The sequence below is a fragment of the Burkholderia sp. LK4 genome (assembly GCF_001043615.1).
Lineage (GTDB): Bacteria > Pseudomonadota > Gammaproteobacteria > Burkholderiales > Burkholderiaceae > Burkholderia > Burkholderia cepacia.
The window spans coordinates 1-12,481 of the sequence record NZ_LDUL01000058.1; the positions used below are offsets into that span (position 1 = coordinate 1).

A 12,481-nucleotide genomic window follows, 5' to 3' on the forward strand; every position below is an offset into this window, starting at 1 on the left:
TCGAGGACGACTACGACAGCGAGTTTCGCTATCTCGGCCGCCCGCTGCAGGCGCTGAAGAGTCTCGACCGCCGGGATCACGTGATCTATTGCAGTACCTTCAGCAAGGCGATGTATCCCGGTTTGCGGCTCGCCTACGCGGTCGTGCCCGAGCGCGCGATAGAGCGTGTCGACCGCGTCGCATGCAGCATGAATGCCGGCTCGCCGACACTGCTGCAGGCCGCCCTGGCGGATTTCATCGAACAGGGGCACTTTGCCCGGCACCTGAAGCGGATGCGTACGCTGTACGGCGAACGGCGCACGCTGATCGTGAACGCCTTGCGGCAGGCATTCGGCGAGCGGCTGATCGTCGAACTGCCGCCCGGCGGAATCCAGTTCGCGGTGCGGTTCCCGGACGGGCCCGACGGGCCGGTCAACGACGTCGCCGTCGCCGCGCGCGCCCGCGAAGCGGGCCTTGCGATCCTGCCGCTCTCGATCTGGTATACGAACAACCACACGCAGCAGACGCCGCGCGGGCTCGTCATCGGGTTCGCGAACGTCGTCGATGCGGCCGAAGCGCACCGTCACGCGCACACGCTGCGCGCGTGCCTGGACCGCTGACGCACGGAAATTCCCGGCTGCGCCCGTCGCGCCGGGTTCCGGATTGGTGTCCGACGGGAAACAGACAATCGCCCTGAACGGCTATACCGCCGCCATGTGCACGCCTCTAGCATGGACACGTCGTTCTTTCGTGGACGAACCAGGAATCAGGCTGCACCGGGCGATTGCCGTATTCGTCAAACGATCGCTCGACACCCACCCTTCGCGGCAGACGCAATTCGCGTGGGGCGTGCAGCCCCCTTCGCAAGACGTTTCGACCGTCGAAGCGCGTCGCTGAACTCGAGCAGGCATCATGGATGACAAGAAGCTGCAGGCCCCCTCGCTGTCTCTCCTCGACAGGTATCGGGGCCGTGACTTTCAACCCCTTTACACGACGACCGTCACCGTTTCCGGCGGCGAGACGGGACACGGGCGCGCATCCGGCGTGGCCCGCTCCGACGACGGCAATCTTGCGGTCGATCTGCGCCTGCCCGCCGAGTTCGGCGGGCCCGGCAACGGGACCAATCCGGAGCAGTTGTTCGCGGCAGGGTTCGCCGCGTGCTTCCACGGCGCGCTCAATCTGCTCGGGAAACGCGCCGAAATGGAGGCCCCCGATACGGCCGTGGAAGTGCAGGTGTCGTTCGGCCGCGATCCGATGGACGGTGGCTTTGCATTGCTCGTCGACGTTCGGGTGCGGATGCCGGGCGTCGATCGCAGCGTCGCGGAGGAAATGGTCCGCACCGCCGAGCGCCTGTGCCCGTATGCAAAGATGGCGCGGCAAGGCACCGTCAACATCATGACCGTCGTCGACTGAATCGGCGCCTTGCGTGCCGCGGCGGCGTCTTGTCGCCGACGTCCTTCAACCGCCGCGTGACTGCACGCCCCGCCGCGCATCTCGCGACACGCGCGGGGCGCCGACCGATCAGCCGAACGATGCCAGCGGATTACCCGCTGCCAGCGCGTCGGTGCGATTCGGCGCCGGCGGGTAGATCCACTGTGTGTTGATCATCTGCTTGCGCGCCTTTCCTTCCGCGTGCGTCAGCTTGATCTGCCGATCCCAGCCTTCCGAGTAAACAGCGCCCCACTCGCCAAGGTCGACGCATGTCGCATAGAACGGCTGGCGGTACGTGAGCGTCGGCAAACCGATCAGATCCGCGGCCACGTTGTGTCCGCCGAATTGCCCCATCACGATCGCGTGCTGGCACGACATCAATGCATCGTGCCCGTCGTCGTCGCACCGTGCCCGCGCCACGTCTCCCGCCACGAATACGTGCGGTGCGTCGGCGACCCGAAGATCGGCTGTGACCGCGACACGTCCGAGCGCGTCGAGATGCGACGAGACTTGCGCCGCCAGCGGGCTGGCGCGCATTCCGCCTGCCCAGATCACGGTCATCGCTTCGATATGCGTGCCCGATGCGGTGCGAACCCCGTCGGCCGCGATCGACACGACACGCGAACCGAGCACGGCTTCGACGCCCAGCGAATCGAAGGCTTCAGCAACGTGCGGGCGAGGATTGGGCCCGAGATCGGGGCCGATGTCGTCCTGCGCGCCGATCACGACGACACGGCTCTTCGCATCCGGGCCAAACCACTCGCGCAATCGCTTGGGCAACTCGGTGGCGACCTCGATGCCCGTGAAGCCGCAGCCGACCACCGCGACCGTATTGCGTGCCGGCGATTCCGGCAGTTTCGCGAGCGTCGCGAAGTGCGCGTCGAGTGCGACCGCGTCCTCGATGCAATCGACGGAGAACGCGTGTTCCGCGAGCCCGGGCACCGGCGGCCTGCTCAGCTTGCTGCCGCTGGTCAGCAACAGCCGGTCGTACGCGATCTGGCGCTTCTCGCCGTCGGCGCAAGCAACACCGACCGTCTTCTCGCGAACGTCGATCTCCTCGACACTGCCCTCGAGAAATTTCACGCCGACGGCATCGAGCAGCGGCAGCAGAGGCGCGGCCATGTGCTGCGGCCCGCTTTCGTACAACCGCGGCCGGATCTGCAATTCCGGCTTCGGGGAAACCAGCGTGATTTCAACGTCACTACTCGTGACGCCGGCGGCGTCCAGCACGCGAGCCGCGCCCAGTGCGCCCCACACGCCGGCAAAACCGGCCCCCACTATCAGGATTTTCTGCGACATGATCATTGCCCTCGTTTGATGTCGACAGCGGCCATCCGCCGCGCGAAATCATCGTAGGGCGATGCAGACGCGCGCAGTAGATCCGCAACCGTGCTCACGATGTTGCCTGCGCGGCACCAATCGATCGCATGTCACCGGAATCGATCGCAGGCATGATGTGCGGCGAAGTTCGTGCGTTGCTGCCCCCCTTCGTCACCCACCTGAATCGTCGATGAGGCAAATGAAATGCATCTCGGAAGATCGTACAAGCTATCGGAATTCCTGATCTGGACGCGCTGGAAGATCTACGAGCTGCTCATTTTCGGTTCCGTTCCGGTCGTGCTGTACAAGTTCTTTTCGATCACGTGGCTGTCGATCCCCCTGACGATCGTGGTGCTCCTCGGCACCGCCACGTCGTTCATCGTCGGCTTCAAGAACGTCCAGACGTACAACCGTGCAGCGGATGCGCTGGAAATCTGGACCGACATCCTGAGCAAGAGCCGCCGCTGAGGACAAATTGCGCGCGACTTCGTCGCGGACGAAGAGGTTGCCCGAAAGCTGGTATACCGCCACCTCGCCTGGCTGACCGCGCTGCGATACGACCTGCGTCGCCCGAGGATCTGGGAAAGCACGACCAGACGCTACAACGCGGAGTACCGCCGCTTCTATCGTGTTCCCGAATGGGAAAAGGACATCGGGGAACTGCTGCCCCAATACCTGTCGCCCGCGGAAACGGCGCAGGCGCTGGCATCTTCTTCCATCACGACGTATGTGCTGAGTCTTCAAGGTACGTCGCTCAAGACGCTATACCTGGCCGGCCAGCTGAATTCGAGCTTTTACATGGAGCTTCAAAAGACGATCGGGGACTTCGTCGATCTCCAGTCGAGATCGGAGCGATTCAAAAACTTCCCCTATCCGCGCCAGTATGCGACCGTCAGCTCGCTGTTCGTGCGGTTCTTTTGCCTTTCCCTTCCGTTCGGCCTTCTGAACGAATTCAATCGATTGAACGACAGCGTGAGCGGCTTCATGCACGGCAACATGGTATGGCTGGTCGTACCGTGCAGCGTCGCCGTTTCGTGGATGTATACGTCGCTCGAACAGGTGGGCGAAAGCACCGAGAACCCGTTTGAAGGCGGTGCGAACGATGTGCCCATTTCAACGCTGTGCAGCACGATCGAGCGCGACCTGAAGGCGATGCTCGGAGAACAAGAAAGCGAAGCGTCGAGCCGCACGATCATTGCGCTTTAGGGCGTCCAGCGCCTTTCCGACGCCGCTCGACGCGACTACACGCTGCACGTGCCGCCGTCGATGCCGTCGTTCGGGCCGCACGGCGTTCCCTGCCTGTTTCCTGCTCCAGGCAATCCTCCTTTCGTCGATTGTTGTCGCCGAGACAACATGGTGAGGTCCTTCGCGGCGCTACTGCCGCGCGACCACATCGCCTACGCTTGGCGCTGACGGTGGCCATACACGCTGCCCGATGCGTTTCTGAGCACAGGGACGACACCGCAAGCGCAACGCGCGAAACCACGCGGAAAATCTGCGCCGCGTCGCGTCTTCACGCGTCATTGGTCGCGCCGGCAAACGCCTCAAGGAGAGCATCATGATGTCGCATGAAATGATCGCGCGGTACGGCACATGGGTCGTATTCCTGAACGTGCTCGGGTCTTCGCTCGGCCTCCCGTTGCCTGCCATACCGACGTTGATCACGGTAGGTGCTGGCACCGCGCTCGTCGCGCATGTCGGGTCGTCGACGCTGCTGCATTTCCTGACGATACTGGGTGCCGCCGTGATCGGCGGCCTGCTCGGCGATCTGGTCTGGTTCCAGGGAGGCAAACGGTACGGCAAGCGCACGCTTCACACCGTCTGCGGCCTGTCGCCGTCGCGCGAAGCGTGCGTCACGACGACCGAGCGCTTTTTCGGACGCTGGGGCGTTCGCGTGCTCGTCGTGGCACGGTTCGTACCCGGCCTTTCGCTCGTTGCCGTTCCGCTCTGCGGTGCGATGGCCGTCCGGGTGCGTGCCTTCGTCCTGCACGATTGCGCCGGCATAGCACTGTGGGCGTCGATCGGCCTCGCCGTCGGCACACTGTTCGCGTCGCAGATCGATGCGATCTTCGCGACTGTTGCCCGTCTCGGCTGGCAAGCGCTCGTCGTGATCGGCATCGCCCCGGTGCTGTACTTTCTGTATGGCTACTGCCGCAGGCAGATGATGGCAAATGCGCTCGGGAACGCGCGGATCAGCGCGGCCGAATTGCATGCGCTGCTCGCGAACAAGCCGCGGCCGGCCGTGATCGATATCCGTTCCGCCGAGGGGAGAACGCGCGATCCGTTTGTCATTCCGGGCGCGCTGATCGCCGATGAACACCAGCCCCGCCAGATCATGGAGCGCTATGGAACGAACCGGACGCTGGTCATCTATTGCGCGTGTCCGCACGAAGCGTCTGCCGCATCGGTGGCCAGGCAGTTGCGGCTGTCCGGCGTCAAGCTCGCCTTGCCGCTCACCGGCGGCATCGATGCATGGCGTGTCGCCGGCTTCGACGTGGAACCGATGATCGCGATGAACGACACGGCAATCGGCGTCGCCGGGCAGCAGTTTTTCACGCAATGACTGCCATGGCGCCCTCATGCGCCGAAGCAGCGCGTATCGCCCGGCTCGTGCGGCGGGCGGCCGAAATCGGCGTCACGACTCTTGCTGCGCCGGCTTCGCGCATCCCCCGCCCCGATCGTCGGCGAACCGGGCCTTGCGCTCCCGCGACTGCGCACCTCGCGACAACCGGGCCGGTACTTTGCTCGGGTACACTCATGCCTCCGCCACACGCGCCGTCACAGCATGGACAGTCAGCTTTGGATCATTTGCGGGCTTACATTCGTCATCCATGTGATCGCGACACTGGCCTATGCGGTGCGGATTGCCGGCGTTCGAACGCGCCGGATCGCCTTGTCGTTCTCCTTGTTCGGGATCATCGCGCTGGTTTCCCGGACGGCCAATTCCTTTCAGGGTCCGTTCATCGCGAAGCGGGTCGAAATGGATATTGCGCATCGGATGGGCAGCGGGTTGCTCACCGATTTCCGGCTCTTCCTGCTGAGCGCTACCGTGGCGAGCATTGCCGGCGCCTTCCTGATCCCGACTTTCCAGCGTTATTTCAGCCGCGCCGTCGAACATTTCCAGGTGAACCGTTCGATTCCGCGGCTGCTGGTGGACGCCTGCAGTCGCGCCGGCGTCAACTATCTTCGCGTGGGTGCACGATTGCCTTCCCGCCACAACGTCACGCAGCTGACCGCGAGCACCGGCGTGTCCTGGAAAGTCATCGTGCTGAACGTGGCGGCCATGGCGATCTGGACGGTCGGTGTGTTCGCGTCGCTGTATGCGGGTTACCTGAAACCCGACCTGAGGGTGACATGCGCGAACCTGTCGTCCGTCATCAACGGCTTCGCGACCGTGGTGCTGGCCGTCGTCATCGACCCGCAGGTTTCCGTCATGACCGACGATGTCATCGAGGGCCGGATATCGGAAAACAGCTTTCGGCGGGCCATCACGACGCTCGCCGGTGCGCGGGTTCTCGGCACGCTGTGCGCTCAGGCGGCGCTCGTTCCGGCGGCGTGGGTCATCGTCCGTGTTGCGGAAATCATTTAACCAGGAATAGTAGTCTGCGGATGCTGTATCGTAAGCACCCACACAGTCGCGCAGACGGGCCCACGATCTCCGTCGAGATGTTCCAGATGATTCCACTCCACAGCAATCCAGCGTTCTATCAGCTCCTTGCCGACAGCTACGCCCGGCTGCTTGGCCGCCCCCTGGTGCCTCAGGCCATGCACGTGGACGAAGCTACCGAATGGCTCTATGAGCATGCGCCGTTCGCGGTACTCGCGCACAACACCGATCCCGACCCCGTCTTTATTTACGGCAACAAGGCCGCGCAGCGCCGGTTCGGGTACAGCTGGGATGAAATCACCCGACTGCCGTCCCGACTTTCAGCCGAGGCCCCGAATCGCGAGGAGCGGCAGCAATTCCTCGCACGCGTACAGCGGCTCGGCTACGAAGCGGGCTACAAGGGCGTGCGGGTCACCAAGTCAGGCCAGCGCTTCATGATCGAGGAAGCCACGCTGTGGCAACTACTCGACGCCGACGGCACACTGCACGGTCAGGCGGTCGTCATCCCGCGCACGCGGGACATCTGATCGAGCGGCCCGGTTTCTGAACCAGGGTCTGGCCGCCCCGCACGCTCCCCCCTTCCATCGACTGCATTGGTGCGGAACGGGCAACACCATGCATCCCGAGTCGGTCTGGTGCGTCGGCTCGTCTTTGCCTAGCATGCAAGTACGTGTGATCCATCGACGGGATGGCGCTCGTGGGGATTGACTGGCAGGCAAGCGCTGCGCCGTTGCGCTGATTCGCTTCGAAGAACAACGCAGCGCCTCGATACGCAAGGTACGAGAGACGTTCGCGTTGGCCATACCAGCAACCGGGAGGCATATGGAGAACGAGAGGTTGCAACCTCCGCCGCTGACACTGCTCGACAAATACCGCGGGAAGGAATTCGCCCCGCTCTACACGACCACGGTCACGGTCTCTGGCGGTACATCCAGGCACGGCCGTGCATCGGGCGTCGCGAAATCCGACGACGGCAGTCTCGCCCTCGATCTGCGCGTACCTGTCGAACTTGGCGGTCCGGGCGGCGGCACCAATCCCGAGCAGCTATTTGCCGCCGGTTACGCCGCATGCTTTCACGGCGCGCTGAGCCTGCTGGCGCAACGCGCGCGGGTCGATATCCGGGAAACGACCGTCACCGTCGAAGTCTCGTTCGGCCGCGATCCGGTAGATGGCGGATATGCGCTGGTTGCCAACGTCACCGTCCGCATGCCGGGTGTCGAGTTGCCCGTCGCGGAAGGCCTCGTGCGCGACACGGAACGTCTCTGTCCTTATACGAAGATGGCACGACAAGGCATATGTGGCTTCATCGCCGTGTCGGCATGATGAGCGACTGGTGCGGAAGCGGCAACAGCGTGCGCACCTTGCCGGTACTACTGGCCCCCGGGGCGCACGATTACGATGGTTGCCGGGCAGGTGCTGCGGCGAATCGCCATCCGACGCGCCGGCGGCACCGCATCAACCGATCAGGAGAACAGATCATGACGCAACGTATCAACTACTTTCAGCAATCGCCGGAACTGACCAGGAAGCTCATCGAGCTGGACGGCCTGTTTCAGAAGACGACGATCGAGGCGCCGGTGCGCGAGCTCGTCGAGATCCGGGCATCGCAGCTCAACGGCTGCGCATTCTGCGTCGACATGCACATCAAGATGGCAAAGATTCATGGCGAGCGTGAATTGCGCCTGCACCACGTCGCGATCTGGCTCGAATCGACGCTGTTTTCACCCCGCGAGCGCGCCGCGCTGGAATGGACCGAGGTACTGACCCGCCTCCCCGCGCATGGCGTGCCGGACGACCTCTACGCGCGCGTTCGGGAACACTATTCCGAGCAGGAATTGTCGGATCTCACCGTCCTCGTGGGCGCCATCAATAGCTGGAACCGGCTGAATGTCGCATTCCGCATCGTGCCGGGATCGTTCGACAAGATGTTCGGGCTCGACAAGGCCAACCTGGAGTGACGACATGAAACGCATCATGCTCGTACTCGCGCCGCTGGTATCGTCGCTGCTGATGGCCGTTCAGCCCGCCGTCGCCGCACCGCACGCGAAGGTCACGCCGCTGACCACGGAGCCGTTGCCCGAGTATCCGGGCAAGGAAGTCCAGATGATCGTCGTGGACTATCCGCCCGGCAGCGTCGACCCCGTTCATCGTCACGACGCGCACGCCTTCGTCTACGTGCTCGACGGCAGCATCGTGATGGGCCTGAACGGCGGCAAGGAGGTCACGCTCCATGCCGGCGACACGTTCCACGAAGGCCCGGAGGACGTCCACACGGTCGGGCGAAATGCCAGCAGCACGAAGCCGGCAAAATTCGTCGTGTTCCTGATCAAGAACAAAGGCGCACCGGTCCTCACCCCCGTGAAGTAGGGCAATCGTCGTCGCGGCCCGGTAACGGCGGGCCGCTTCGCCGGTTTCGATCGCGACAATGCGTCGAACCCATGTGTTTCGTGTACGGCGACGACTCGATCCACCTCGGATCGGCAGACAGCAGCGGATCGATTCGTGTTTGAGGCCACGTTGAGGCGATCGAGCGACTTGAACGGATACGCGACGGGCGATCGCCCGATCGGGCGCCGGCGCACCGTGGTGGCGTCGGAACCTGACCCGGTTGACACGGCGGATGCGACCATCGGCCTGATCTTGCTTACCGCCCTCTGACTTATGCACAGTGATCGGCCGCCGCGAACTGCCCCCTCTTGACTGGAATCAATCGCCCTCTCAAGCTTCGCGATCGGCCAACTCGCATCAACCTTCGATGCACTTGTCTCGAACCCCGACTCGCTTTCCGCGATACCGATCGCGGAGATGAGCCGCGCGCTTCGCGCGACGCCTGACTAAATGGCCGCGCGCGGATCTCGCGCCGGCCGCATGCCCTGTCTCCGCCGGTGCCTGTGCCCTCCTTCGTACGCGCCCGGCCGTCAACGGCTCGCCGCAAAGGCATCGATTCCGGTCAGCTTCGCGGACCACGCCCACAGACGCGCCGCCTCATCCGGATCGATCGCATGCGGCCGCACGCCGAACTCCTCGTTTCCCTGCGTGACGACCGCGACGTCGCAATCCTCGCAATAGATACCGCCGATCGCCGCAAGGCGCGGCGACGTTGCCGCCCATACCTGGGTTGCGGCACCCTGGGCCGGCGTCTTGAAAGTCGGGTCGACCGGCACACCGTGCTCGTCCACCCAGCCCTGCGCCATCATCTCTTCACGTGTCAGATGACGCTGCAGCGGCGTCGCGATCTTGCCCGGATGCAGCGAATAGGCGCGGACACCGAACGGGGCGCCCAGCGCGTCGAGCTGCACCGCAAACAGCGCGTTGGCGGTCTTCGACTGCCCGTACGCGAGCCATTTGTCGTAGCCGTATGCGAACTGGACGTCATCCCAGCGAATCGGCGACAGCCGGTGCCCGAGCGACGACACTGCGACCACGCGGGCGCCGCCGCCGTGCGCAAGCACGGGCCACAGCCCGTTGACGAGTGCGTAATGGCCAAGATGATTGACGGCCATCTGCGCTTCCCGGCCATCGCCGACGCGCGTCTCCGGGCACGCCATGATGCCCGCGCTGTTGATGACGATGTCCACGTCGCGCCGCGCATCGACGAACCGCGCCGCGAACGTGGCCACGCTCGCGAGATCGGCGAGGTCGAGTGCCGCAATCTCCACACCGTCGATGCCGCGCGTTGCTTCGCGTGCGGCATCGACGTGCCGTGCGCCGACAACAACGGTCGCACCGGCTTGCGCCAGTGCGCGCGTCGTTTCCAGGCCGAGGCCCGAATGGCCGCCCGTGACGATGGCGGTCTTGCCACGAAGGTCGAGATCGGCCAGTACGTCGCTTGCCGTCGACGCTGCGCCGAATCCGGAATGAAGGGGGTGTTGCCTGCTCGTCATCGAAGGCTCCTGGAACGATGCGTGAAGCACGCGCCCGCCTGTCGGTCGCGTCACTGCACGAGGCCATTTTCCGGCGGCGCCCCCGGACTGTGAATGCAATAGAATCCGATTTTTCGTCGAGATCGTCCGGAGCGTGAACGTGGATCCCCTGTCGGAAGTGCTGTCGCTGCTGGAAACGCGCGACTCGTATTTCACCGGCCTGAGAGCGGGCGGCCAGTGGGCGGTTGCCATTCCCCCGCCCGAGGGAATCAAGTTCAATGCGGTTGTCGAGGGAAGCTGCTGGCTGACCGTCGACGGCGCCGGGGCGCCGATCCGGCTGCGCACGGGAGACTGCTTCCTGCTCGCATCGCCGCGGGCATTTTCGCTGGCGAGCGATCCATCTGTGACGCCGGTCCCCGCCGCCGACGTGTACCGGAACGTCGAACACGGCATCGCGCACTATGGCGAACCGGCGAACTGCTTTCTGATCGGCGGCCGCTTCTCGTACGAGGAAGGCATGCCGCTGCTGCTTGGCAGCCTGCCGCCCGTGGTGGTCGTGAGCGGCGACTCCGAACAAGCGGCGGTGTTGCGCTGGGCGCTGCAGCGGCTCGCACATGAGTTCGGCAAACCATCGCCGGGGGCGTCGCTGATGGTTCGGCATCTCGGCCACATGATGCTGGTCGAGATCCTGCGCCGCTACGTGGACGACGGCGCGAACAGCGATGTCGGATGGCTCGCCGGGTTCGCGGATTCCCGGGTGAGCACGGCGCTTGTCGCCATTCATGCGGAGCCCGCGCGACGCTGGACAGTCGACGAACTCGCGACCTGCTGCCACGTATCGCGGTCGACGTTCGCGCTGCACTTCAAGCGGCGGCTGGGATTCGGGCCGCTCGAGTACGTACTGCGCTGGCGCGTGCAGCTCGCGATGCGGGAACTGCGACGCTCGAACGCATCGATATCGGCAATTGCGCAAATGCTCGGCTACGACTCGGATAGCGCGTTCGGACATGCGTTCAAGCGCATCGCGGGTTGCTCTCCCCGTGCCTATCGACATGACATCACGGGCGGGGCGGGCGGCTAGCGTCATCGCCCGCCACTACGGCCTCTGCTGGCGCCCCAGAACCCGTTTCAGTCACGCCAGTGATGCTGCCATCCGCCGATGGGATTCACTCCGATCAACATCATCGGGATAAGTCTAATTATCACAATAGCATTGTTATCAGATAAAACTCGCAATCGACACAACGCGCGACCACGAGCGTCCCCGTCGTGACGACCCTGTCGAAAGTTGGCAGACGCCTTTGCATAGCCTCCCCCGGTGGCAACTTCAGTGCGTGGCGGGCAATCGCGTGAATTCACCAGGGTTCCGCACCTGTCGACCGACGACGACTGGCGAATTGACATCATTGCTTCGCAAACGGTGGCAACCCCGTCTTTGTCTACGCCCGCCTGCAGTGGCATGCGCGCTATGTGCCGAGTCCCGTTTCGTCGAACGCCAATCGAATGATCGCGCCGGCTTACCGCTCGCATCACGGAACGGCGTGCGTCGGCTGGCGGCTGACACTGCCTTCGCATTGACGTCCAGACGCGGGCCCCCTGTCGATTCGACGGCTGTCACAATTTCGGCAAGCAACATCAGGTGCATATCCCCCTGCCCCATGCCGCTAAATGGGGAAAAGTTTCGTTTTCCGTACGAGGCATGAATGGTCGGCGTCGACTGGTTGTCGAGGCAGTTGCCTTGTCGCGGTCGAAATAAGATGGACACCCGCTCGACGATGCGCGTATGATGGTTTCATTCGAGCGCCCGTTTGCTGTTTGCCCGCTCGCCCTCCACCCGCCACCGTGTTGCGTCGCGTACTGCCTCGCTCGCAACGTTTGTCCCTTTCACACCGACCCGCCGCGCCAAGCATCAGGCGATGCTGGCTGAATACGCTCGTCCTTGCGAGTCGCCGCAATCGATCGCCAGGAGTTCATGATGAGCATGCATATTTACCGTGGATTCGAGATCTATCCACTGATTTACCCACACGTGCCTGCGTTGGATGGCAACCCGCATAACTACGATGCCGGCTTCGACGCAGCGGTCAAGATTTGTCTTCGCGGCACCACCGATACGCTGACGCAGAGCCAGACGTTCAGGCTTCTCGACGACAGTCCGTTCGATACCGCCGGTGACGCACGTCGTGCGTCATTGCGCTATGCCGAGAGTGTCATCGACGAAAATCGCGAAAAGCAGGGCTTCTTTTCGAGCGCCGTCTGACGCGACACACGATGGCAAAGC

Annotated in this window: 12 protein-coding genes and 1 pseudogene; 11 read left to right on the top strand and 2 right to left on the bottom strand. The window is 63.9% G+C overall.

Annotated features, from left to right (window positions below; translation table 11 throughout):
- Both VK92_RS26910 and VK92_RS26915 read left to right on the top strand, forming a co-directional pair.
- The coding region (locus VK92_RS26910) for an aminotransferase class I/II-fold pyridoxal phosphate-dependent enzyme (RefSeq protein ID WP_048028580.1) at window positions 1–599 on the top strand (599 nt) is incomplete at its 5' end.
- Window positions 600–891: 292 nt separating this feature from the next.
- Window positions 892–1,392 (top strand): Ohr family peroxiredoxin, encoded by a 501-nt coding sequence (locus tag VK92_RS26915; RefSeq protein ID WP_048028582.1) that lies wholly within the window; start codon window positions 892–894, stop codon window positions 1,390–1,392.
- 108 nt (window positions 1,393–1,500) lie between these two features.
- Here VK92_RS26915 and VK92_RS26920 read toward each other — a convergent pair whose 3' ends face one another.
- Window positions 1,501–2,709 (bottom strand): NAD(P)/FAD-dependent oxidoreductase, encoded by a 1,209-nt coding sequence (locus VK92_RS26920; RefSeq protein ID WP_048028594.1) that lies wholly within the window; start codon window positions 2,707–2,709, stop codon window positions 1,501–1,503.
- A gap of 225 nt (window positions 2,710–2,934) precedes the next feature.
- On the opposite strand from VK92_RS26920, the pseudogene VK92_RS26925 reads away from it, so the two are divergent.
- The 7 genes and pseudogenes from VK92_RS26925 (at window position 2,935) to VK92_RS26955 (ending at window position 8,704) form a co-directional block, all read left to right on the top strand.
- Window positions 2,935–3,936: pseudogene (locus tag VK92_RS26925) on the top strand (bestrophin family protein).
- Window positions 3,937–4,288: 352 nt separating this feature from the next.
- Entirely contained in the window at window positions 4,289–5,293 is a 1,005-nt protein-coding gene (locus VK92_RS26930; RefSeq protein ID WP_053077891.1) for a DedA family protein/thiosulfate sulfurtransferase GlpE, read from the top strand.
- 222 nt (window positions 5,294–5,515) lie between these two features.
- Window positions 5,516–6,319, top strand: coding sequence for a lipid II flippase Amj family protein (locus VK92_RS26935; RefSeq protein ID WP_021158223.1), 804 nt, complete (start codon window positions 5,516–5,518; stop codon window positions 6,317–6,319).
- 86 nt (window positions 6,320–6,405) lie between these two features.
- Window positions 6,406–6,864, top strand: coding sequence for an MEKHLA domain-containing protein (locus tag VK92_RS26940; protein WP_048028598.1), 459 nt, complete (start codon window positions 6,406–6,408; stop codon window positions 6,862–6,864).
- A 295-nt stretch (window positions 6,865–7,159) separates the two neighbouring features.
- Window positions 7,160–7,660 carry an Ohr family peroxiredoxin gene (locus tag VK92_RS26945; protein ID WP_048028584.1) on the top strand — a complete coding sequence of 167 codons (501 nt, stop codon included), beginning with the start codon at window positions 7,160–7,162 and terminating at the stop codon, window positions 7,658–7,660.
- 155 nt (window positions 7,661–7,815) lie between these two features.
- Window positions 7,816–8,295, top strand: coding sequence for a carboxymuconolactone decarboxylase family protein (locus VK92_RS26950; protein ID WP_021158220.1), 480 nt, complete (start codon window positions 7,816–7,818; stop codon window positions 8,293–8,295).
- Between the two features lie 4 nt (window positions 8,296–8,299).
- Window positions 8,300–8,704 carry a cupin domain-containing protein gene (locus VK92_RS26955; protein WP_021158219.1) on the top strand — a complete coding sequence of 135 codons (405 nt, stop codon included), beginning with the start codon at window positions 8,300–8,302 and terminating at the stop codon, window positions 8,702–8,704.
- Window positions 8,705–9,255: 551 nt separating this feature from the next.
- Here VK92_RS26955 and VK92_RS26960 read toward each other — a convergent pair.
- Window positions 9,256–10,221 (bottom strand): SDR family NAD(P)-dependent oxidoreductase, encoded by a 966-nt coding sequence (locus VK92_RS26960; RefSeq protein ID WP_048028586.1) that lies wholly within the window; start codon window positions 10,219–10,221, stop codon window positions 9,256–9,258.
- A gap of 139 nt (window positions 10,222–10,360) precedes the next feature.
- Here VK92_RS26960 and VK92_RS26965 point away from each other — a divergent pair, with 139 nt between their 5' ends.
- Together VK92_RS26965 and VK92_RS26970 are read left to right on the top strand one after the other, a co-directional pair.
- Window positions 10,361–11,281, top strand: coding sequence for an AraC family transcriptional regulator (locus VK92_RS26965; protein WP_021158217.1), 921 nt, complete (start codon window positions 10,361–10,363; stop codon window positions 11,279–11,281).
- Between the two features lie 894 nt (window positions 11,282–12,175).
- A complete protein-coding gene (locus VK92_RS26970; protein WP_027792578.1) occupies window positions 12,176–12,460 on the top strand; it encodes a hypothetical protein in 285 nt (94 codons plus the stop codon).
- The last annotated feature ends 21 nt before the right edge of the window (window positions 12,461–12,481 follow it).

Bases quoted from the DNA above. Each gene is read 5' to 3' on its own strand.
- VK92_RS26915 (WP_048028582.1), top strand. From the start codon at position 892: ATGGATGACAAGAAGCTGCAGGCCCCCTCGCTGTCTCTCCTCGACAGG.
- VK92_RS26920 (WP_048028594.1), bottom strand. From the start codon at position 2,709: ATGTCGCAGAAAATCCTGATAGTGGGGGCCGGTTTTGCCGGCGTGTGG.
- VK92_RS26930 (WP_053077891.1), top strand. From the start codon at position 4,289: ATGATGTCGCATGAAATGATCGCGCGGTACGGCACATGGGTCGTATTC.
- VK92_RS26935 (WP_021158223.1), top strand. From the start codon at position 5,516: ATGGACAGTCAGCTTTGGATCATTTGCGGGCTTACATTCGTCATCCAT.
- VK92_RS26940 (WP_048028598.1), top strand. From the start codon at position 6,406: ATGATTCCACTCCACAGCAATCCAGCGTTCTATCAGCTCCTTGCCGAC.
- VK92_RS26945 (WP_048028584.1), top strand. From the start codon at position 7,160: ATGGAGAACGAGAGGTTGCAACCTCCGCCGCTGACACTGCTCGACAAA.
- VK92_RS26950 (WP_021158220.1), top strand. From the start codon at position 7,816: ATGACGCAACGTATCAACTACTTTCAGCAATCGCCGGAACTGACCAGG.
- VK92_RS26955 (WP_021158219.1), top strand. From the start codon at position 8,300: ATGAAACGCATCATGCTCGTACTCGCGCCGCTGGTATCGTCGCTGCTG.
- VK92_RS26960 (WP_048028586.1), bottom strand. From the start codon at position 10,221: ATGACGAGCAGGCAACACCCCCTTCATTCCGGATTCGGCGCAGCGTCG.
- VK92_RS26970 (WP_027792578.1), top strand. From the start codon at position 12,176: ATGAGCATGCATATTTACCGTGGATTCGAGATCTATCCACTGATTTAC.